The organism is Kitasatospora humi (assembly GCF_020907985.1).
GTDB classification, from domain to species: Bacteria; Actinomycetota; Actinomycetes; order Streptomycetales; family Streptomycetaceae; genus Kitasatospora; species Kitasatospora humi.
In genome coordinates this window covers 68,965-89,539 of the sequence record NZ_JAJJPA010000027.1, presented here as the reverse complement: position 1 = coordinate 89,539, position 20,575 = coordinate 68,965, and the positions used below count along the sequence as shown (strand labels likewise).

General features: G+C 71.5%; 16 protein-coding genes, 1 tRNA gene and 2 pseudogenes. 12 read left to right on the top strand and 7 right to left on the bottom strand.

Translation table 11 applies throughout. The annotated features are described in order from the left end of the window. Positions 1 to 263: 263 nt before the first annotated feature. From LN042_RS23785 to LN042_RS38300, 7 genes are all read left to right on the top strand, one after another. Positions 264 to 1,055 (top strand): GntR family transcriptional regulator, encoded by a 792-nt coding sequence (locus LN042_RS23785; RefSeq protein ID WP_230053351.1) that lies wholly within the window; start codon positions 264 to 266, stop codon positions 1,053 to 1,055. Positions 1,056 to 1,312: 257 nt separating this feature from the next. Next, complete coding sequence (locus LN042_RS23780) at positions 1,313 to 1,708, top strand: plasmid replication, integration and excision activator (RefSeq protein ID WP_230053350.1); 396 nt, start codon at positions 1,313 to 1,315, stop codon at positions 1,706 to 1,708. 93 nt (positions 1,709 to 1,801) lie between these two features. Next, positions 1,802 to 3,595 (top strand): FtsK/SpoIIIE domain-containing protein, encoded by a 1,794-nt coding sequence (locus tag LN042_RS23775; RefSeq protein ID WP_230053349.1) that lies wholly within the window; start codon positions 1,802 to 1,804, stop codon positions 3,593 to 3,595. 14 nt (positions 3,596 to 3,609) lie between these two features. Further along, positions 3,610 to 3,816 carry a hypothetical protein gene (locus tag LN042_RS23770; protein ID WP_230053348.1) on the top strand — a complete coding sequence of 69 codons (207 nt, stop codon included), beginning with the start codon at positions 3,610 to 3,612 and terminating at the stop codon, positions 3,814 to 3,816. Then, entirely contained in the window at positions 3,813 to 5,420 is a 1,608-nt protein-coding gene (locus LN042_RS37365; protein WP_283843891.1) for a replication initiator, read from the top strand. Before LN042_RS23770 ends, LN042_RS37365 begins: the two co-directional genes overlap by 4 nt. Further along, entirely contained in the window at positions 5,417 to 5,635 is a 219-nt protein-coding gene (locus LN042_RS23760; RefSeq protein WP_230053347.1) for an excisionase family DNA-binding protein, read from the top strand. Before LN042_RS37365 ends, LN042_RS23760 begins: the two co-directional genes overlap by 4 nt. After that, entirely contained in the window at positions 5,635 to 6,888 is a 1,254-nt protein-coding gene (locus LN042_RS38300; RefSeq protein WP_504871033.1) for a tyrosine-type recombinase/integrase, read from the top strand. The genes LN042_RS23760 and LN042_RS38300 overlap by 1 nt, the downstream gene beginning before the upstream one ends. On the opposite strand, the pseudogene ltrA reads toward LN042_RS38300, so the two are convergent. Next, a pseudogene (gene ltrA / locus LN042_RS23750) lies at positions 6,887 to 8,071 on the bottom strand (group II intron reverse transcriptase/maturase); the annotation flags it as partial. The gene LN042_RS38300 and the pseudogene ltrA overlap by 2 nt on opposite strands. Before the next feature lie 667 nt (positions 8,072 to 8,738). Between ltrA and LN042_RS23745 the strand changes: the two are divergent. Continuing rightward, positions 8,739 to 8,966: pseudogene (locus tag LN042_RS23745) on the top strand (site-specific integrase); the annotation flags it as partial. A gap of 62 nt (positions 8,967 to 9,028) precedes the next feature. On the opposite strand, the gene LN042_RS23740 reads toward LN042_RS23745, so the two are convergent. After that, positions 9,029 to 9,103 (bottom strand) — tRNA-Val (locus tag LN042_RS23740). A 153-nt stretch (positions 9,104 to 9,256) separates the two neighbouring features. Here LN042_RS23740 and LN042_RS23735 point away from each other — a divergent pair. Both LN042_RS23735 and LN042_RS23730 read left to right on the top strand, forming a co-directional pair. Further along, positions 9,257 to 10,519, top strand: a complete 1,263-nt coding sequence (locus tag LN042_RS23735) for a coiled-coil domain-containing protein (RefSeq protein ID WP_230053345.1) — start codon at positions 9,257 to 9,259, stop codon at positions 10,517 to 10,519. 51 nt (positions 10,520 to 10,570) lie between these two features. After that, positions 10,571 to 10,789, top strand: coding sequence for an FmdB family zinc ribbon protein (locus LN042_RS23730; RefSeq protein WP_230053344.1), 219 nt, complete (start codon positions 10,571 to 10,573; stop codon positions 10,787 to 10,789). Positions 10,790 to 10,985: 196 nt separating this feature from the next. Here the strand turns inward: LN042_RS23730 and LN042_RS23725 are convergent, their stop codons facing one another. Together LN042_RS23725 and LN042_RS23720 are read right to left on the bottom strand one after the other, a co-directional pair. After that, positions 10,986 to 13,523: a phosphoribosyltransferase gene (locus LN042_RS23725; protein ID WP_230053357.1), complete on the bottom strand. Its 2,538-nt coding sequence runs from the start codon at positions 13,521 to 13,523 to the stop codon at positions 10,986 to 10,988. Positions 13,524 to 13,527: 4 nt separating this feature from the next. After that, entirely contained in the window at positions 13,528 to 14,616 is a 1,089-nt protein-coding gene (locus tag LN042_RS23720; RefSeq protein WP_230053343.1) for an HpcH/HpaI aldolase/citrate lyase family protein, read from the bottom strand. 381 nt (positions 14,617 to 14,997) lie between these two features. Between LN042_RS23720 and LN042_RS23715 the strand changes: the two genes are divergently transcribed. Further along, on the top strand, positions 14,998 to 16,170 hold the full coding sequence (locus LN042_RS23715; RefSeq protein ID WP_230053342.1) for a TerD family protein: 1,173 nt from the start codon (positions 14,998 to 15,000) through the stop codon (positions 16,168 to 16,170). Positions 16,171 to 16,386: 216 nt separating this feature from the next. Here LN042_RS23715 and LN042_RS23710 read toward each other — a convergent pair whose 3' ends face one another. Beyond that, on the bottom strand, positions 16,387 to 17,175 hold the full coding sequence (locus tag LN042_RS23710; RefSeq protein ID WP_230053341.1) for a Tellurium resistance: 789 nt from the start codon (positions 17,173 to 17,175) through the stop codon (positions 16,387 to 16,389). A gap of 229 nt (positions 17,176 to 17,404) precedes the next feature. On the opposite strand from LN042_RS23710, the gene LN042_RS23705 reads away from it, so the two are divergent. Further along, positions 17,405 to 18,487: a DUF2637 domain-containing protein gene (locus LN042_RS23705; protein ID WP_230053340.1), complete on the top strand. Its 1,083-nt coding sequence runs from the start codon at positions 17,405 to 17,407 to the stop codon at positions 18,485 to 18,487. 145 nt (positions 18,488 to 18,632) lie between these two features. Here the strand turns inward: LN042_RS23705 and LN042_RS23700 are convergent, their stop codons facing one another. Continuing rightward, on the bottom strand, positions 18,633 to 19,739 hold the full coding sequence (locus LN042_RS23700; RefSeq protein ID WP_230053339.1) for a DUF475 domain-containing protein: 1,107 nt from the start codon (positions 19,737 to 19,739) through the stop codon (positions 18,633 to 18,635). A 49-nt stretch (positions 19,740 to 19,788) separates the two neighbouring features. Beyond that, on the bottom strand, positions 19,789 to 20,373 hold the full coding sequence (locus LN042_RS23695; protein WP_230053338.1) for a TerD family protein: 585 nt from the start codon (positions 20,371 to 20,373) through the stop codon (positions 19,789 to 19,791). Positions 20,374 to 20,575: the final 202 nt, after the last annotated feature.

Genomic DNA, 20,575 nt, shown 5'->3' with positions numbered 1-20,575 from the left:
TGGCGTTGGTGACGAGCTCGGAGGCGATCAGCTCCGCGTCACGCATCTTGGGGTTGCCGGCGAGGGCATCGCGCACCATGGCGCGCGCCGCCCCGACGGTCTCGGGCTCTCCGGGGAACTGGGCAATCCAGGGCATGGCTGACATACCTTTCGTCGCAGCAGTCGCTCTGATCAACTACGTTGAGTCAAGCTCGAATACGAGCTTGAAAGCTAGCATTCGAGGTTGTCAAGCTGATCTGAGGAACCGTGAGAATGGGGGCAGCGTGGGCGACTTGAGTCGGCCGGCATATCTCCGGCTCGCTGATGCCCTGCGCACCGAGATCCTCTCGGGGCAGCGTCCGCCGGGCTCCCGCATTCCCAGCATCGCTGAGCTGCATCGCGAGTACGACGTGTCCGAGCAGCCGGTCCGCCAGGCATTGCGCGTGCTGACCGCTGAGGGGCTGATCGAAGGGCGCCCGGGATCGGGGACTTACGTCCGAGAGCGGCCCACACTCATACGGGTGGCGCGCGGACGCTATCGCGCGCCCGGAAGTCCGTACGCGGCGGAGAGTCGAGAACGCGGCGTCGAGCCGGGCTGGTCGCACGCCTCGCAGAAGACGTTCGCCACGCTGGCCCTGGCGGCCCGCCTCGGCGTCACAGAGGGCGATCCGCTGATGCAGACGCAGTACGTGTTTCGCGGCGACGGCGTGCCGACTCAATTGGCGACCAGCTGGGAGCCGCTGGCACTGTCTGGCGGCACGCCGATCGCACTGCCGGAGATGGGACCGCTGGCGGGTGAGGGCGTGGTGATGCGTTTCGCGTCGATCGGGCTCACACCGACCCGGGTCACGGAGGACGTCGCCGCGCGGCCGATCTTGGAAGCGGAGGCAACGTCGCTCGGGGTACCGCTCGGCACCACCGTGCTCACGATCGAACGAACGCACTGGGCAGGCGAAACGGCTGTCGAGACCGCGGATTTGGTGATGGCGGCGGACCGGTTCCGGCTGGCTTACGAGATCGAGGTACCGCCCGAGGCTGCCGGGCCAGGCGGGACTTCCGCGCGCTTCAGTCAATGACAGCCACTTGCGCGGCGGGGCTGGCCTGGTCGCGCTCCGCGAGGCCCCGATCGCTCATCTGCCTCGGGTCCATCACTCGCTCCCCCATTCGATCGACAGCCATCCTCCGGCTTCTGCTGATGACACGTCAACATCGTTGTATATCCCCCTGGACAACCATGCCGGAGTGCCCTACCTTGAATGTCCACCCCCCTAGACAGCAGCCTCGGAGCGGTCGAGCTTCGACTGTCTAGGGGGGTGGACGAGAGGACAGTGTCATGGGCATTCGCGGTGCCATCCCGGTCCGGTTCGAGGACGTGTTCCCGGCTGGCGCGTTCGCCGTCTCCGTGGAGCCGGCGGCGGACTTCGAGGCGAGCAAGAGCGGGGGCAGGGTGCAGGCGCGGGACAAGGCGACGGGGCAGCCACTCTGGGTGGTCTCCGTGGTCGACCCGGACCCGGAAGCGCGAGACACGTCGGCGCGGGTCAAGGTGGCCGCGGCGGTGCTGCCGGTGTTGCCCGACTCGGCTCCCGGATTCCCGTTCCGGCCGGTCGAGTTCGAGGGTCTGACCGTGACGCCCTACGTCAACGGGTCCAACCGGGTGGCCTATTCGTTCCGCGCGACGGCCGTCCGCGTGCCCGCCGCAACCCGCCCGGCCGCCAAGGGCGCGGCCTGACCGATCGCCCCCGGCATGCGCCGCCCGACAACCGGACGGCGCATGCCGATCCAGCAACTCCCAAACACAGCACCGGAAATGAGGTGAACAGCCATGCACAACCGCAGTGGAAAGCGCGCACTCAAGACTGCCGTGCTGGTCCTGGTGGCCGCCTGGATCGGGTACTCCTGGGCGGTCGCCCGGCTGGGTTCCGGCGGCGGCATCGCGGTTCTGGCCGTCTACGCCGCCGGTCCGCTGGTCTGGTGGGTCTACCGGACGACTTCGCTGCGTGCGCGGATCCGGCGCGGCTGGCCGGAGTTGAGCTACGCGCTCGGCCTGTGGCAGCAGGCACCACTCCCCCGCTTCGACGCCAGCTACGAGTACACCTGGCCGCGGCTCACGCGCTTCCGCAAGCACCCGGACGGACTCGACGTCCTGGTCGGTCTGCTTCCCGACCAGTTGCCGGAGCACTTCGCCCAGCAGGCCCACGCCATCGCGCACGCGTGGCGGGTCCACCGGGTCGAAGTCTCCAGTCCTCGACGCGGCGCTGTGGTGCTCCGGGCGTGGACCGCCGACCCTCTCGCTGTGCCGTTCACTGAGGCGACTCCCAGTGCCCGTCCGTCGAAGCCTCGCCTGCGCCAGCGACTGCGCGCCTGGTGGAAGGCCGCCGTCGGCCGAGCAGCGCGGAGCCGATTTCGCCTCCGCCAGCTGGCCGTCCAGGCGTTGCACTTCCTCGAAGCGGCTTGGTCGGCTTCGGCGCTGGGGCTTTCGGACGCTCGTCGCATCCCTGCGGCTCTCGCGGCGCCTGGCGGCGCTGGCACGGGCACTGCACCAGGAGGAAGCACTACGCCCGAACCGCTGGTCGAAGCAGAGCCGCAGTGGCGGGCGGTGACCATCGGCATCCAGGAGAGCGGAGCACCTTGGCGACTGCGGCTGCACGGCACGCACGTCCTGGTGGCCGGGGTGACCGGCGCCGGCAAGGGGTCCATCCTCTGGGGCGTGGTCCGCAAGCTGCTGCCCGCTGTCGCCGCCGGGCTGGTGCAGATCTGGGCGCTGGACCCTAAGCGCATGGAACTGTCCTTCGGCGTCGGGCTGTTCACCAAGTACGCCTCCGACCCGGAACGCATGGTCGAACTGCTGGAAGAGGCGGTCGAGCAGATGCAGGAGCGGGCTCACGCCTTCGCCGGCCGCCTGCGCGCCCACACCCCGACTCTCGACTCCCCCTTCATCGTCCTACTGGTCGACGGACTCGCCTTCCTGACGGCCTACCAATCGGATCGCGACCTGCGGCGCCGAGCAGAGGCAGCCATCGCCACCCTGGCCAGTCAGGGCCGCTCGGTGGGCTTCTGCCTGGTCGGCGCCCTTCAAGACCCCCGCAAGGAGGTCATGAACCTGCGCAACCTGTTCCCCGACCGGGTCGCGCTCCGCCTGGACGAAGCAGGTCAGGTCGACATGGTCCTCGGTTCGGGCGCACGCGACCGGGGCGCCCTCGCCGACCTGATCTCGCCCGATCCGCTGATCGGCGCCGGAGTCGGCTACGTCCGCAACGAAGCGAGCCCGGACCCCGTCCGCGTCCGCGCCGCCTACGTCAGCAACCGCGAGATCCGCGAACTGGTCAACGAGTACTGCCCTGACGGCTCGATCCATGTGCTGTCTAGCCCCCCTCGACAGTACATGGACCAGCGCCCCCGCCCAGCCCGAAGAAGGTGCCGCGTGATCGTCAACGCCTCCCTCGTCGTCCTCCTCGGCCTCGTGATCTACCTCCTGATCCGCAACAAGACCCTGCGGGTCTTCGACCTCCTCCTCTGCGGCTCCTTCGGCTTCCTGCTCGCCAGCACCGGCGCCGCATCCGCCATCCGCCACGTCCTGGCTTGGACCGCCACCACCCTCGGCCAGCTGCACCCCTGATCGGAGAACCCACGATGACCACCCCCACCAACCGCCCGCTGCGCAACTACCCGGTCGCCGAGCCTGACGGCGGCAACGACCCGCGGTTCAGCTTCGGCCTGCTGGTCGACCTGGCGGTCCGACTCGAAGCGGCCGGCTACCCGCCGATCACCTCCGGCGCAGACCTCACCCGCCTCTCGCTGGCCGTCTTCCGCTTCTGCTACGCCACGGAGGAGCGTTGACCACTGCCACCCGCGCCGAGCGCGCCCGGATGCCGCTCGCCCGGGACGTCCTGCGGGCGGTCGCAGAGGAGAACGGCGTCTGCGTCCGCCCGTTGGCCCTCCGCCGGACCGACGTGATCACCGGAGAGACGGAGATCATCGACATCCCCTGCGGCGCCACAAGGGCCAGCCTCTGCCCCACCTGCGCCGAGCGGAAGCGCCGACTGCGGGCCGCCCAGTGCCGTGAAGGCTGGCACCTCACCGAGGAACCCGTCCTCGACGCCGACCCAGCCAGCGACGAACAGCGCTTCCTCGCCGGACTCCGCGCCGACCTGACAAAGGCTCACGCCTCCGCCGTCAGCGCTGAGGCCGACGAACTGGCCTCGCTCCTGGTCGACGTGGACGAACAGCTCGCCGACAGCGGCATGCGCGGCACACTCGCCCCGGCCGGCACCGCCCGCCGGGTCCGCTCCACCAAGCGCCGCCAGGACACCCCGGACCTGCCCCGCCGGCCCGTCGAAGCCCGCACCCTCGGCAAGGCCTACACCACCCCCCAGGGCAAGACCTTCCGCCCGTCCCTCTTCCTGACCCTCACCCTGCCGTCCTACGGCCGGGTCCGCACCGACGGCACCCCGATCGACCCGGCCACCTACGACTACCTCCGCGCCGCCCGCGACGCACTCCACCTCCCCAAGCTCATCGACCGGTTCATCCAGAACCTGCGCCGCTTCGTCGGCTTCGACGTCCAGTACTTCGCCGTCGTCGAACCGCAACGGCGCCTCGCCCCGCACCTGCACCTCGCCCTGCGCGGAACCATCTCCCGCAGCGAACTGCGCCGCGTCGTCGCGGCCACCTACCACCAGGTCTGGTGGCCGCCCTGCGACCGCCCCCGCTACACCCCCGAGACCGCGCCGATCTGGTCGCCGGAGCTGGAGGGCTACGTCGACCCAGCCAGCGGCGAACCGCTCCCCACCTGGGACCAGGCCCTCGACGACCTCGACACCGACCCGAACGCCCAACCGCTGCACGTCTGCCGCTTCGGCACCCAACTCGACGCCCAAGGCGTGCTGATCGGCTCCCCCGAGGCCAACCGCTGCATCCGCTACCTCACCAAGTACCTGACCAAGAGCGTCGCCGAGTGCCACACCCCGACCGGCAACCCCGAACAGGCCCACATCGACCGCCTCGCCGCGGCCCTGCAGGCCGAACCGTGCTCGCCGACCTGCGCCAACTGGCTCCTCTACGGCGTCCAACCGCGGGGCGCCCGACCGGGCCTGCGCCCCGGCGCCTGCCGGGCCCGCGCCCACAAGCGCGAGCACCTCGGCTACGGCGGCCGCCGCGTCCTGGTCTCCCGCAAGTGGTCCGGCAAGACCCTTGGCGACCACCGCGCCGAACGCCGGGCCTGGGTCCTCGACCTGCTCGGCCGCACCACCGACGCCCCGGACTCGCACCGCTACCTGTGGGCTCTCGTCCGCCCCGGCGACCCCGACACCGCGCCCCTCGCCACCCGCCTCCTACGAGCCGTAGCCGAACGCGTCCGCTGGCGCGAAGCCCTCGACGCCGCCCGGGCCCGTGCCGAGGGCCGCGACTCCCCGACCGCACCGCACGAAGGGAAAGCAGCATGAGCCACCCCGAGCGGCTCCTGAGCATCGCTCAGACCGCCAACCTGCTCGGCACCACCGAGCGCTTCCCCCGCCGCCTGGTCGCCGAACGGCGCATCGCCTTCGTCAAGGTCGGCCGGCATGTCCGCATCCCCCAGTCCGCCGTCACCGAGTTCATCGCCGCGCGCACGGTCCAGCCGATCACCAATCGTCGCACCAACCAGAGGAGGGCCGCCTGATGGCCAACAGCAAGGGCAAGCGCCGCCGCTTCGGCTCCACGCGCCAACTCGCCTCCGGCCGCTGGCAGATCCGCTACCCCGACCCGGTCACGGGCCTGATGCGCCCTGGCGAGCAGACGTACCCCACCAAGACCGACGCCGAAGTCGCGCTCACGCTCATCGAAGCCGACATCAAGCGCGACAAGTGGGCCGACCCGGACGCCGGGAAGGTCAAGCTGGCCGACTTCGCCATCGCCTGGCTGCGGGACCGCAAGCTCGAAGAGAGCACTCGGGAGCGGTACGCCATCACGCTCCGCCAGTACATCCAGCCCGGATTGGGGCACCGGATGCTCTCCGAGATCACCCCGGCGCGCGTCCGCTCCTGGCGCTCGGGGCTCCTCAACAACGGTGCCGGCGAACCGTCCGTCGTGAAGGCGTACCAGCTGTTGCGGGCCATCATGAATACCGCCGTGGACGACGAACTGATCCAGCGCAACCCGTGCCGGATCAAGGGAGCCGACACCTACGACGTGCCGGAGCGACCCGTCCTCACGGTCGCCGAGGTGTTCGCCGTCGCCGACGCGATCGGGCCGCGCTGGCGGGCCCTGGTGCTGCTGACCGCGTTCACCACCCTGCGGTTCGGCGAGCTGGCCGCGCTCCGCCGGCGGGACGTCGACCTGGAGAACCGCCTCGTCCGGGTCCAGCGCAACCAGGCCGAGCTGAACAGTGGGCGGCTCTACGACAAGGCGCCCAAGAGCCGCGCGGGCTTCCGCCCGGTTTCGTTCCCCGCGGAAATCGTCGCCGACCTGGCGAGCCACCTCGACCGGTTCGCCGGTCCGGGACCGGATGATCATCTCTTCATCGGTCCCCGCGGCGGCAAGCTCCGCCGGAGCAACTTCCGCGACGACTGGATCCAAGCCCGCACCGCCGCCGGTGTGAGCCAGGAAGCGCACTTGGTGAGTCGGTCCGGGGCGCGGTATCGGGATTGCTCCCGGTCCGTTTCCCCGGACCGCTCTCCGAACCCGGCGTGCGATTCTCACCGCACCGGGCTCTCCACGGTTTCTGCCGTCAGGCGGGGTTCGCAGGTGGCCAGGGGGATGGGATCTTGTTGCCCCGGTAGGTGTAACGGGAGACTGTCACACCCTGGATCCGGAAGTACTCGACCCCGTCGGCCGCGATCACCCATCGCCCGGAGGCGGCGAGGTGTCGGCGGACCTGTCCCCAGTTCCAGCCGTGACGCGCCCTCAGCATGTGGACGAGCCTCCACCAGGTGAAGGCGTCCAGTTTGCTGAAGGTCCATTTCGCCACGGCATGTCGGAAGTAGTTGGCCCATCCGCGCATGATCTGGGCAAGCCTGATCAGCACGGACGCGAAGTCCTGCTGCGATGTTTTGTGCGTCAGGGCACGGATCTTCGCCTTCAGCGCCCGAACGGGCCGGTGCGCGATGAAGGTGTAGACGTACCACTTGTCTGTCCCCCTCTTGCGCTTCCACCGGATGCGGAAGCCGAGGAAGTCGAACCCGTCGCTCATGTGCACCACTTGGGTCTTGGCCGGTGACAGCCGCAATCCGAGCGGGGCCAGCGCGACGGCGATGTCTTCGCGTAGCGCCTCGACGTGCTCGCGCTCGCCATGCACCAAGATGACGAAGTCGTCCGCGTAACGGATCAGCCGCCACGTCGGTCGTCCCTTGGAGCGTCGGTACTCGCGCTTGCCAGCGGTCGACATCGCCCCGCTCGGCTTCCATGGCCCCATCACGTGCTCGTCGAGCACGCTCAGGGCGATGTTGGCCAGCAGCGGGGACAGGATGCCGCCCTGCGGCGTGCCGGTCATCGTGTCCTGGTAGTCGCCGAGTTCGGTGAGGATCCCGGCCTTCAGGAACGCCTTGACCAGCGCCAGGACACGCTTGTCCTTCACCCGTAGACGCACCCGGTCCATCAGCACCGTGTGATCGATCGAGTCGAAGCACGCCTCGATGTCCGCGTCCAGCGCCCAGCGGTAACCGCGGGTGCCGAAGTGGTGGATCTCGGCGATCGCGTCCTGGGCACGCCGTTTGGGCCGGAAACCGTACGAGCACGGCAAGAAGTCCGCCTCGAAGATCGGTTCCAGTACCAGTTTCAGCGCCGCCTGGACGACCCGGTCCGCGATCGTCGGAATCCCGAGCTTGCGGACCTTCCCCGACCCACCCGGTTTCGGGATCTTCCGCTCCCGCACCGGAAGTGGTCGGAACGAGCCGTCCTTGAGACCGGCCCGCAGGTCGTCCAAGAACCCAGGCACACCCACCTTCTCGGCGACATCGGCGACCGTGAGGCCGTCCACGCCGGCAGTGCGCGCACCCTGGTTCCCAGCAACCCGGTCGAACGCCACGATCAGCGTCGCCGGGTCACACACGAAGTTGAACAAGTCATCGAACCGGCGGCCGGGATCGGCCACCGCCCAACGGTGAAGCTTGGCCTGCATCTCCGATACCCTCGCCCCAGGCCCGGCCGGACCAGAGTAAGGAGCATCGCCGTTCGGCGGTGCGTCTTTCGGCATTGCAGCGTCCCTCCCTTCTCGAAACCGCTGCCGCCCTTCCCCATGTGGCCGGCTTTCCCGGCCTCGGAGTACTACGGCGGCTCCGCCCCGTCCCGGACCGATCGGCGGTCGACGCGCCCAGCCCTACCCCCGCCACTGGAGGCGGCGCGGAGGGCAAGACCCGGGACGGTTCCCGTGTTCACTGTGGTTCGCTCGACGAAGTAGGAGCCCGACTATGCCCCTGCGGCATCGCCACGAGTACGCCGCAGACCTTCCTCGTGGCCTCCCGGACGGCTCGTGCCCACCGTCCTGGGAGTTACCCGCCCAACCGCTCGACGGGATACGCACCGCTCCCGGCCCAGATCCGCCAGGTTCGAGCCGGTGCCTAATCAAGGGGGTGTCACACGCCGGTTCCTCGCGTACTCCTCTCCGTCCCGCTCGCCGAACCCGGACCGTCTGGCAGTACCGGCCCGTCCCGGCTTTGTCAGGGCTGCTCCCACCCTCCCCGGCGTCACCCGGATCAGGCTGCCCCCAGCTCCACCGTCCTGCTGCGACAGGATCAGCGGTGAAGGCCTCTCACCTCCACTCGAACCACAGCGCCTCACGGCGCACCCACGACCTGCGGCACACCGGAAACACCCTGGCGTCGCAGAACGGGGCCAGCACCCGTGAGCTCATGACGAGGATGGGCCACAGCTCCACCCGTGCCGCGCTGATCTACCAGCACATGACCAGCGACCGCGACCGCGCCATCGCCGACCGCATGGGCGAGGCCGTCCGCAAGGCACTGGGCAAGGAAGATCCGCCCGCTTCTGGCACGCCAATGGCACAGCCCGGTTGAGCCCCCAGAAACGATCAAGGGCCAGTTCGTGAGGATCACTCCTCCGAACTGGCCCTTCGTGCTGGTGGGCGCGGACGGTTTCGAACCGCCGACATCTGCTTTGTAAGAGCAGCGCTCTACCACTGAGCTACGCGCCCCCGCCGCGGGACGGCGCCCTTGGGGCCGTGCGGCGAAAGGTAAGAGTACCGGTTCTGCGGGCCGGCGTCGTGCTGGATGTGGGGGTGCGGAGGGCGGGCAGGTTGATCGGGGAGAATGAGGGGTCCGGTCGGCGGTTGAGCAGGGGGTCCTGGGTGAGCGGGTCGTTCGGCAGTGGCGGGGGCCGCGGCCCCTGGTGGCGGCGCGGCAACGACGCCCAGCGGGACGAGGCGGTGGCCGCCCGGGACGCGGCGCAGCTGGCCTTCTACGACCTGGAGTCCGCCCAGCGGGAGGCCGAGCTCGCGGTGGAGACGGTGCGGGCGGCCGAGGAGTCGCCGATGGTGCGGCAGGCGCTGGCCGACTACCAGGGTCTGACCGCGCGGATCAACCAGGGCACGCTCGGCTACTTCGCCGCGCTGGACTCGGTCAACCTGGACGCCGTCGAACTGCCGCCGGGTGCCGCCGCCCAGGCCCGGCAGCGGCTGGAGCAGGCGCACCGCGAACTGACCGCCAGGCAGGCCGAGCTGACCGCCTTCCTCACCCGGTTGCAACCCCTGGTGCAGCACGCCGAGCAGCAGCTGGCGCAGGTCGCCCCGGCGGTGGAGCGGGCCAAGCAGGAGCTGCTGGGCGCCACCACCGCACTGGACGCCGTGCGGGCCGCCGGGTTGACCGCCACCGAGGCGGCGACCCGGCTGGCCGCGCTGGCGCCGGAGCTGACCAAGCTGAACGAGGGCGTCACCCGGCACGGCATCAGGGACACCCTGCGGCGCGCCGAGGAGGTCCGGCGGCAGGCGGCGCACATCCGGGCCGAGGCCGAGCAGTTGCCCGAGCAGGCCGCCGGGATCGACCGCCGGCTGGCCAGCCTGCGCACTCGGATCGACGCGCTGCGCACCAGATCGGCGGCGGTCGAGCCGACCCTGAGCGAGCTGCGCCGGGGGTTCGCCTCGGCCTGCTGGCAGGACCTGCAGCGGGTGCCGCAGCAGCTGGACGAGGCCGTGCGGTCCGCCGAGTCCCGGCTCGAAGGGGCCGCCCGGGCCCGGGACGAGCAGCGCTGGGTGGATGCCACGGCGGTACTCGGCTCGGTGCGCGCGCTGCTGGACACGGCCGACGGCTCGGCGCAGGCGGTCGCGGACCGGTTGCGCCGGCTGACCGCGGTGGCGAGCGAGCCGACGGCCGAGGTGGAGCGGGCCCGGTTCGCCCTGCGGGACGCGCAGCGCCTGGCGATGGCCGGCCGCAGCACCCCGGACCCGCGCCACGCCGGGCCGCTGGATGCCGCGGTGCTCCGGGTGGACCGCGCGGTGGCCGCACTGTCGACGGCCGGGCGGCACCCCGACTACTGGCTGTTCCTCACCGAGCTGGACGCGGCCCGGCAGGTGGCCGCCGACATAGTCGCGATGATCCGCGCGACCGCCCACTAGGGCGGGTGGCTCCGCCCGGTGGCCGGGTGGCGCCGCGGGTACGCTGCGGTCATGCCACGTTATGACTTCCGCTGCCGCACCTGCGGTGCCACCTTCGAACTGCGCCGCCCGATGGCCCAGGCCAACGCCCCGGCGGTCTGCCCGCAGGGTCACTCGGACACCACCAAGCTGCTCTCCACCGTCGCGATCACCAGCCCGGGCGGCGCGTCCGCTCCCCAGCCCTCGGGCGGCGGTGGCGGCGGCTGCTGCGGTGGCGGCTGCTGCGGCTGAGCGGATGCGCCCCGACGGCGGGAGGCTGCTCCCCTGCGGTCACCTCCCGCCGACCGCGCGATCGCCGGTAGCCGGTAACCGGTAGCCGGATCCGATCGCCGGTAGCCGGATACGGTAGCCGGTAGCCGGTAGCCGGATCGGTTCGCAGGCCGGGCCGGACCGTTTCCCAGCGGCCGGCTCCGCGCCCCAGGCCGGCTCAGTGCCCCAGCGGCCGGATCAGGCCGACGCACGAGTACGGCAGCTCGGCCACCTCCTCCACCGGGACGCCCCGCTCCGCGGCCAGCAGCCGCACGTGCGCCAGCTCCGTGCCCGCGCCCGCCCGCACCAGCACCCGCCAGGGCACCCGGCGCAGCAGCACCCGAGTGGTCTCCCCGACCCCGGGCTTGACCAGGTTGACGTCCCCCAACCCGTACTGCTCGCTGATCCGCTCCACCGCCGCCCAGCCGGCCCAGTCCGGTTCGCGGCCGTCGCCCGCCCGCGCCAGCGAGTCGGCCGCGGCAAGAGCCTCCTGGCGGACCGTCGAAAACCAGTCGGAGATCGCGTCGACGAACCGGGTGGAGACGTCCTGCGGGGCCAACTCCCGGTAGTGCTTGGCGCCGTGGAAGTCTCCGGGACCGATCAGTTCGCCGCGCAGCACGGTGCGTGAAACCAGCCCGGAGACCGTCGAGTTGAGGCAGGCTGACGGGATCAGGAAGTCCTCCCGCGTACCGTAGGTGCGCACGCACCGGCCGGGGTCCGCCAACACGGCCAGCGCCGGGTCGAACGGGGTCCCGGCCAACGCGGTCGTGAGCTCCCGGGTGATGGCGCCCTTGCCGGTCCAACCGTCCACGAAGGCCACCTGCCGTGGCTCGTGGTGGTGCGCCAGGTAGCGCAGGGCCACCCGGTCGATGCCCCGGCCGCGCAGGATCGACACCGCGTAGTGCGGCACCGTCAGGCCGCGCGTGTCCGCCAGCCAACGACGGACCAGCAGGCCCACCGGCGTGCCGGCCCGGGCCAGCGACGCCAGCACCAGTCCGCTGCCGCGCTCCCGGAGCAGGGTCTCGGCGACCACGCCGACGGCCACCGCGAGTCGGCGGGCCGAGGCGGCCAGCGCCTGCTCGAACAGTTCCCGGTAGTGGGGGCCGGGCTGGTACTCCACGGGCAGCGACTCGGCGTAGTGCGCCCGCCCGGACTGCGTCGCGGCCTCGCGTTCGGCGGTCGGTGCCTCCAGCGCGACTCCGGAGAGGTCGGTCAGCAGCCAGCGCACCTCGCTCGCCGGGTACGAGGAGAACGCGGGGCCGCCTATCGGCCGCGGCAGCGCCCCGACGGCGGGCAGCACGACCAGCAGCACCCGGTCGGTGGTCGCGCCCAGCCGGGCCGGCAGGCCGTCCGGCGCGCGCAGCGCGGGTGTGTCGGCGGTGGCGTCGACCACCAGCACCACGGCGTCGAACCTGTGCTCGGGGCGGCGGCCGGGTGCCACGTTGTAGGCGTACCGCACGCCCTCGCCCTCCGGCGCCGGAAAGCTCACGGCGGTACGGATCGGGTAGCCGTCCTCGTCCACGGCGTGCACCGGTGAACGGGTGGTGCTGGAGAACCGGACCTCCACGCCCGGACGGGCTTGGGCCAGTGCCTCGGCCAGCCGCAGCGGCGCGTACATCAACTCCTCGCTGCCGAGGACCAGCACCCGCCGCTCGTCGCCGCGCAGCCGACCGGCCAGCGCCTCCGCCAGCGCGGGCAGTGCCGCGGTGAGCCGGCGCACCTCCTCGGGGGTGCAGCCGTGCCGCGCGCCCTCGGGCACCCCAAGGGGCCAGTCGAGCTCCAGGCGCACCAGCTCGGCACACGCCCCGGCGACCGGCGCACCGGCCAGGGCCCGGCACTCGTCCGCCGACCCCGCCAGGGCCCGGGCCTCAGCCGCCACACCACTCGGGGCCCGGCACTCGTCCGCCGACCCCGCCAGGGCCCGGGCCTCAGCCGCCACGCCAGCCGGGGCCCGGCGCTCGGCCACTGCGGCGGCCCGCACTGCCACGTCGGTCCGTGCCGGCCCCGAGTCGGCTCGTGCCACCAGGTCGGCGGCCCGCGCCACCACGTCGGCCGGCATTCGGATCTCGCCGCGTGCGAGGGCGACCGCCGTCACCGAGGCCCCCAGCCCGGCGGCGAACTCCGCGAGGCGTGCCCGGTCCCGCCGGGTGCGCAGGTCGACCAGCGCGGCCAGCACGTACCGCCGGCGCGGCCACCGCCGGTGCAGCGCGGCTATGGTGTTCAACACCGTCCGGCCGGTGGACAGTTCGTCGTCAACGAGGACCAACGCACCCTCAGCTGCCAGCAGTTCGGGGTCACGTGGCAGCAGCAAGTGCGAGGTGGCGTGCGAGTGCTCCTCCTCGAAATCGGCCACCGAGGTGTAGCCGGGCACCCGGCGCCGGGTGGAGTGCAGGTGGACGGCGCCCAACTCGTCGGCCACGCACTGCCCGAGCGCGGTGGCGGTCTCCGCGTACCCGAGCACAACGGCCGGTTCCGCGCCGAGCAGCGCCCGCACCTCGGCGCCGAGCCGCCGTCCGGCACTGAGCACCACCGACGGGTGCTGCGGCACGTGCTTGCCCAGCACCCGGGAGACCAGCAGCTGGGCGCGCGCCCGGTTGCCGTGCCGGATCGCCATGCCCACCAGGTCCCGCAGGCCGGGCGAATCGGACAGCTCGATGCCCAACCGCTCGGTGACCCACGTCCCGTCCCACACCGCAGGCGTCGCCTGCCCGGCCATCGCCTCAGCCACCCCGCACCGCCGACAGCAGCTCGGCGAACCCCACCCCGGACCGGGCCACCCCGAACGCCGCCGCCCGGCGCAGCACCCGCTCGGCCCACCGCCGGTGCGGCCCGGCCTCGTTCATCTTGTTGCGGTAGTCGGAGGCCGACACCCCGCCGGCCTCCCGGCGCAGGATGTCCGAGGCGTCGCAGTACTCCTCGTGGGTGACCACCGCGCGGGCGTGCACCACCGGCAGCTGGCTGGGATGCACGCAGGTCTTGCCCAGCAGCCCGTTGGCCAGGTCGAGTTCGAGCTCGCGGCGCAGCCCGTCCAGCTCGGGGCCGCCGCCGGGCAGCGGGAAGTACTCCCAGACCGGCCCGGTCAGCGTGAAGCCGGTGCCGTCGGCCCGGCCGAGGACGTTGACCACGTCACCGATCACACTGGCGACCAACGGCAGGTCGTAGGCGGTCAGTTCGGGTGAACGGCGCAGACCGTAGGCCGCACACAGGTCGGTGACGCCCAGCCGGACGGCCAGTATCCGTTCCCGGTGTTTCGCCAGCACCTCGGCCACGCCCAGCAGTTCGGACCTGCGCCGCTCCAGATGGGCCAGTTCGGGCGACTCCAGCACGGGCATCGCGAACAGCCGCTGCCCGAGGGCGGCTTCGGCCTCGGCCAACCGCTCCAGATAGCCGGGACCGGTGGCCTCGGTGAACTTGGGCAGCACGCAACCGCTGAGCAGCCGGGCGGCGGCGCCGAGCCGGCGGGTCAGGTCACCGATCTGCTCGGCGGTGCGGACCCGGACGAAGAGCAGCGGCAGGCCGTCCTCCGGGCCGGCGGCGAGCTCGGCCAGTTGCACCAGCAGGTTGGCCTCGGCCGCCCGGACCTGGGAGTCGGCTATCGCGTCCTCCAGGCAGAGCACCATGGAAACGGCACCGCGGGCCGCTTGGCGACGCACGTCGGCAGCCAACGCGGGCCGGGTGGCGGGGCAGTACAGGGTGGCGCCCAGGGCGGCGGCCAGCACGGGGGCGTCGCTCCGTCGGTCGAACGGCTGGGGCTCGACGTGGAAGAGCCGCCGGCGGAGCTCCGCGCCCAGCTGGCCGAAATGGCGCAAAACAATCTCCTGTGGCAGGGGCCGGCCCTTGGTCGGCGAGGCGTCGGAAAATGCGGCGACAGGGCAAGGCTCCGGAGTCGCCCCTGGCAATGGGCCGGGAATTCCCCCGCGATGCACCCCCTGCGGGGGCACGCCCGTTGTCGCAGCCCACCCTGCCGACAGCCGCCCATCGTACGACCCGTCGCAGGCGCTTCCGACGCACACCGACCCGGAATTCGCTGAACTCTTCGGCGCATGGAAAATGGTTGATCAGTTGCGTTAGCAAGCAAGCTTTTCGGCCACGTGACGGCGCTCCGGCCACCCACTGACGGGCGCCGCGGCCCGGACACGCCCGTGCACCCGCGTTGTCCGGCGGTCGGGTGGGCAGGCAGGATGGCCGGTATGACGCACGTGATGGCGAAGGGTGCCAATATCTCGCTGGCCGCAGCCGCGGTCCGGGCCGTGCTGCGCTGGAGCGCGGTGCCGGACGCGCCGGACGTGGACGCCTCGGCCCTGCTGCTGGGCGGGGCAGGCAAGGTCCAGTCGGACCTCGACTTCGTCTTCTACAACCAGCCGCGCCACCCCTCCGGGGTGGTTCGCCACCTGCCCAAGCAGCGGGTGCCGGACGCCGCGGAGATCGCCGACACCGTCGAGGTCGACCTGGCCAAGCTGCCGGCCTGGGTCGACCGGGTGGTGCTCGCGGGTTCGGTGGAGCCGGGCACCTTCCACGACGTCAGCGGGCTGCGGATGCTGCTCTACGACGCCGGCGGCGCGGCGGGCGGCGAACCGCTGGCCGAGTTCCGGGTGCACGGCGTCGAGGCGGTCACCGCGCTGGTCTGCGGGGAGCTCTACCGGCGGGACGGCGGGTGGAAGTTCCGCGCGGTCGGCCAGGGCTACGCGTCCGGCTTGAGCGGCCTGGCCACCGACTTCGGCATCACGGTGGACGACGAGGCGCCCGAGCCGGGTGCCGCCGCGGAGCCGGCCGCCGAGCCCGCCGCCCCGGCCGTGCCGCCACCGCCCAGCGGGCCGCCGTCCACCCCGCCGCACGGCGCCACCGCCGTACCCGCGCCCACCGCCCAGCCGCAGGCCGCTCAACCCATCGCACAGCCGCAGGCCGCTCAGCCCAACCTCCAGCCCCAGCCTCAGCCCCAGGCCCAGGCTCAGGCCACTCAGCCCCACGCCGGCCCGGCACTGCCGCCGCCGCCCGCGGCCCCGCCGACCGTGCCGCTCAGCGTTTCCACGCAGCCCGGCGTTCCCGCCCCGCCCGCTACCGCGCCCACCCCCACAGCGGTGGCCGCCGAGTACGCCTACCCGCCGAGCCAGCCGGCCCAGCAGCCGACCCACCAGCCGACCCAGCCCGGCTACGGTTATCCGCAGCAGCAACCCGGCTACGGCTACCCTCAGACCATGCAGCCCCAGCAGACCCAGCCCCCGCAGCCCGGTTACGGCTACCCGCCCGCGCCGCCGCAGGCGCCGGGGGTCCCGGGAGTGCCAGGGGTGCCGCCGCAACCCGCGCCGGTGGTTGACCCCAACTTCGCGCTCCCGCCGCAGGGCCCGCAGTTCCAGCCACGCTGACCGGTCGGACGCCTGGCGACCGGGCCACGGACCAGCCGGTCACCCGGGTCAGTTCGGCTACCGTCCCAGGCCAGTCGCCGTCTGGAGCCGTTCGCCGTCCCGGGCGGGCCTCAGTCCCAGGCAGTCGCCGTCTGAAGCCAGTCGCCGTCCCGGGCCCCCGTCCCAGGCGGGCCCCCGGGTCAGGCCCGCCCCCGGGTCAGGCAGGCCCGCCCCGGGTCAGCTGTCCTTGTAGCCGCGCTGCCACTGCATCCCGAAGCCATACAGCCGGTCCAGGTCCGACTGGAACCCGTGCACGTAGCGCAGCTCCCGGCGGGCCATCAGCACGCCGCCCTGGTTCTCGATCAGCAGCACCGCGCAGGACCGGGCGGCCGCCTCCCGGCGGTCCAGGTTGACCTCCAGCCGCGGCCCGGTCGGCGGGATGATCTGGATCACCGCATGGCTGTGGGCGAAGGCCGGGGTGCCGTCGTAGATGTAGACGAAGATCAGCAGCCGCTTGAACTCGTCCTTCTTCTCCAGGTTGATGAACATCGTCTCGCCGGACGGCGCACCGTACTGGTCGTCGCCGCTGAGCTTGATGTACGGCGGCTGGTTGAGGTCCCCGAAGAACTTGCCGAGCGGCTGCACCACACCCCGGGCGCCACTGGTGAGTTCGTACATGCAGGCGAGGTCCAGGTCGACGTTCTGCGGCCCGGTCGGCTGCCCGGCCTCGTTCTCGTTGCGCAGCAGTTGGCGCGGCTGGAGCAGCTTGCGGCGCAGCTGCCCCTGCCCGCCGTCGACTTCACGCGCCGTCCAGTGCAGGTTCACGTAGAGGTTGCCGGTCATCGGCCCCTCACCCGTGATCGCGTGCGCGGGGCTGGACTTGGTCAGCGTGATCTTGCCGCCTTGGTTGAGTTGCACGTCGGACAGATGCCGTTCACCGCGCAGGAACTCCCAGACCGCACCCACAGCCGACCCCCAGCCCTCGGACCCGTCGTCACCTGCCGCGACGATCGCCTGACGCACCATTGTGCACCGGGTCCCCTACCCAGCAGCGGGACTGAGCCACCGTTGGATCCGACGTCCCGTCATTCGGTTTGCACACCACCCGTCAGGGTGATGGCGGTCCAACCCACGGTCCCGTACCATGCGGCCCTCACGGACGCGATATCGTCATGGCGCACAGGTGTCCCCCAACGCTCGCGGGCACCTCTCCAACCTCCCCGCCCGACCGCGGAAAGCAGAGGCTCACACCCGCATGTCACTCTCCTCCATACAGGTCGTCTGGGCCGTCATCGGCGGCGCGGCCCTGCTCTTCGTCGCCATCCTGGTGGCCACCCTGCGCTTCAGGGCTGCCAAGTCCGAGGAGAACGCGGACTCCTGGGAACGCAGCGAGGAGCGGCGCCGGCGCAAGGAGATGGTCTACGGGATCGCCTCGTACGTGCTGCTGTTCGTCTGTGCCGGAGTGGCCGCCGCCCTCTCGTTCCACGGCCTGGTCGGGTTCGGCACGCAGAACCTCGGACTGAGCAACGGCTGGCAGTACCTGGTGCCGTTCGGCCTGGACGGGGCGGCCATGTTCTGCTCGGTGCTCGCGGTGCGGGAGGCCAGCCACGGTGACGCGGCGCTCGGCTCCCGCATGCTCGTCTGGCTCTTCGCGATCGCCTCGGCCTGGTTCAACTGGGTGCACGCCCCGCGCGGCGGCGACCACGACGGCGCCCCGCAGTTCTTCGCCGGCATGTCGATCTCGGCGGCGGTGCTCTTCGACCGGGCGCTCAAGCAGACCCGCCGGGCCGCGCTGCGCGAGCAGGGCCTGATTCCGCGTCCGCTGCCGCAGATCCGGATCGTGCGCTGGCTGCGGGCGCCGCGCGAGACCTACGCGGCCTGGTCGCTGATGCTGCTGGAGAACGTGCGCAGCCTGGACGAGGCGGTGGAGGAGGTCCGCGAGGAGCGGGCCGCCAAGCTGGCGGCCCGTACCGCGGCCCGCAGCGCCGACCGCCGGGAGCGGGCCGAGCTGAAGGCGATCGCCCGGACCGGCGCCGGACTGCCCCGGGGGCGCGGTGGCCGCCAGGTGCCCGCGCTGACCCGCGGTAACGCAGACGGCCAGCCCACTACGGAGCCTGCACTAGCCGAGGCTGCCGACCCGAAGACCATGGTGGGTCCGTCGGCGCTGGAGCCGGCCGCGCTCTCCACGAGCCTGCGCGGCGAGGGCCGGAGCAGCCGGGAGAGCCGGGAGCCCATCGACCTGACGCCGGACGACGACACGCTGTCGATGCCCAAGCTGGACTCGCCGTTCGATTCGCTGGAGCGCAAGCTGCGCGCCATGGAGAAGAAGCTCGGCTGACCGGCCCCGCACAACACCGGAGCCCCGCACCTGCCCAGGTGCGGGGCTCCTCGCTCTCCTGGCGACGATCAGTCAGGGCCTGGCGTGGCGGCCCACCGAGGACTCGGCCGCCACCACCGGCTCACGGACTGCCGCCGCCACCGGCTCAGGGACTGGCCGCCACCGAGGGCTCGGCCGCCGCCACCGGCTCAGGCTCGGGCTGCCTCCGGTTGCGCAGCACCGAGGAGACGAGCGCGGCGCCGATGAAAGCCACGCCGATCAGGCCGGTGACGATCTCCGGGATCTTGTGCGCGATGGAGACCAGCAGGATCCCGGCCAGTGCGCCGATCGCGTAGTGCGCGCCGTGCTCCAGGTAGACGTAGTCGTCCAGGGTGCCCTTGCGGACCAGGAAGACCGTGAGCGAGCGGATGTACAGCGCGCCGATGCCCAGACCCAGTGCGATCTGGAAGATGTTGTCGGATACGGCGAAGGCCCCGACCACACCGTCGAACGAGAAGGACGCGTCCAGCACTTCGAGGTAGAGGAAGAGGAAGAAGGCCGCCTTGCCGGCCACCTGCACGAGCGAACGCCCGGCCCGCTGGTCTTCCTCCTCGGCCTCCTCCTCGGACTCCACCGACGACTCGAAGAGCCCGGACAGGCCGCTCACCGCCAGGTAGGTGGCGAGGCCCAGCACCCCGGCGAGCAGCACCGTCTCGGCCCGGTCACCGGCGAAGAAGCGGGCGGCGAGCACCAGGGCGACCAGCGCGAGCACCGAGGAGAGCGAGGCCAGGCGACCGATCTTCTCCAGCGGACGCTCGATGAACCGCAGCCAGTGGTAGTCCTTCTCCTCCAGGACGAAGTCCAGGAAGATCATCAGCAGGAAGATCCCACCGAAGGCGGCGATCGCCGGGTTGGCCGCCTCCAGGTGCTGACCGTAGGTCAGTCCGTGGTAGGTGTGATCGCTGTGCAGGGCGAGGTCCAGCACCGTGCCGGGCCCGATCTTCGCGGTCAGCCCGACCACCAGCAGCGGGAACAGCAGCCGCATGCCGAAGACCGCGATCAGCACGCCGACCGTCAGGAAGACCTTCTGCCAGAACGGGTTCATCCGCTTCAGGACCGTGGCGTTGACCACCGCGTTGTCGAAGGAGAGCGAGATCTCGAGGACCGCCAGGATCAGCACCACGCCGAAACCGGTGGCTCCCCAGACCAGCCCTGCCGCGACCAGTGCGGCGATCGTGGCCGCGAACGGCCATCCGAAGGTTCGGAGGAACACGCTATGACTACCTTTCGGCTGACAGATCACACCGTCTTTGACGTGATCTTTACTGTACGTTGACCCCGAAATCCAGGGCGATCCCCCGCAACCCCGACGCGTAGCCCTGGCCGACCGCGCGGAACTTCCACTCGCCCTGGTAGCGGTAGAGCTCCCCGAAGATCATCGCGGTCTCGCTGGACGCGTCCTCGGAGAGGTCGTAGCGCGCGATCTCCTGGGCGGTCTGCATGTTGACCACCCGGATGTAGGCGTTGCGGACCTGCCCGAAGCTCTGGGCCCGGGCGTCGGCGTCGTAGATCGAGACAGGGAAGACCACCTTGTCCACCTGCGCGGGCACCAGGTCGAGGTTGACCACCACGACCTCCTCGTCCCCGTCGTCGCCCTCGACCCCGCCGACCAGGTTGTCGCCCAGGTGCTCGACGGAACCCTCAGGGCTCTTGAGGTTGTTGTAGAAGACGAAGTACTCGTCGCCGAGCACTCGGCCGCCGGAGCAGAGCAGCGCGCTGGCGTCGAGGTCGAAGGGCGCGCCGGTGGTCGACCTGGCGTCCCAGCCGAGGCCGATCTGCACCTGTGTCAGGTTCGGCGAGGCCTTGCTCAGCGAGACGTTGCCGCCCTTGACGAGCGTGACACTCATGGTGGATCTTCCTCCCACTCCCTGGTGGCCCGGACCACGATCGGACCGTGTGCGGGCCGACTTCCATGTCTACGCCCACTCACGGCCGATCAGTCCTGGACCGCCCACTGAACATGCTGAACTTGGAACCTATCAAGCGGGTCGCGCCCGCTCCCGGCCACTGTTTCGGGTTTCCGACCGGTCTGCTCCTGATTCCGCCTCA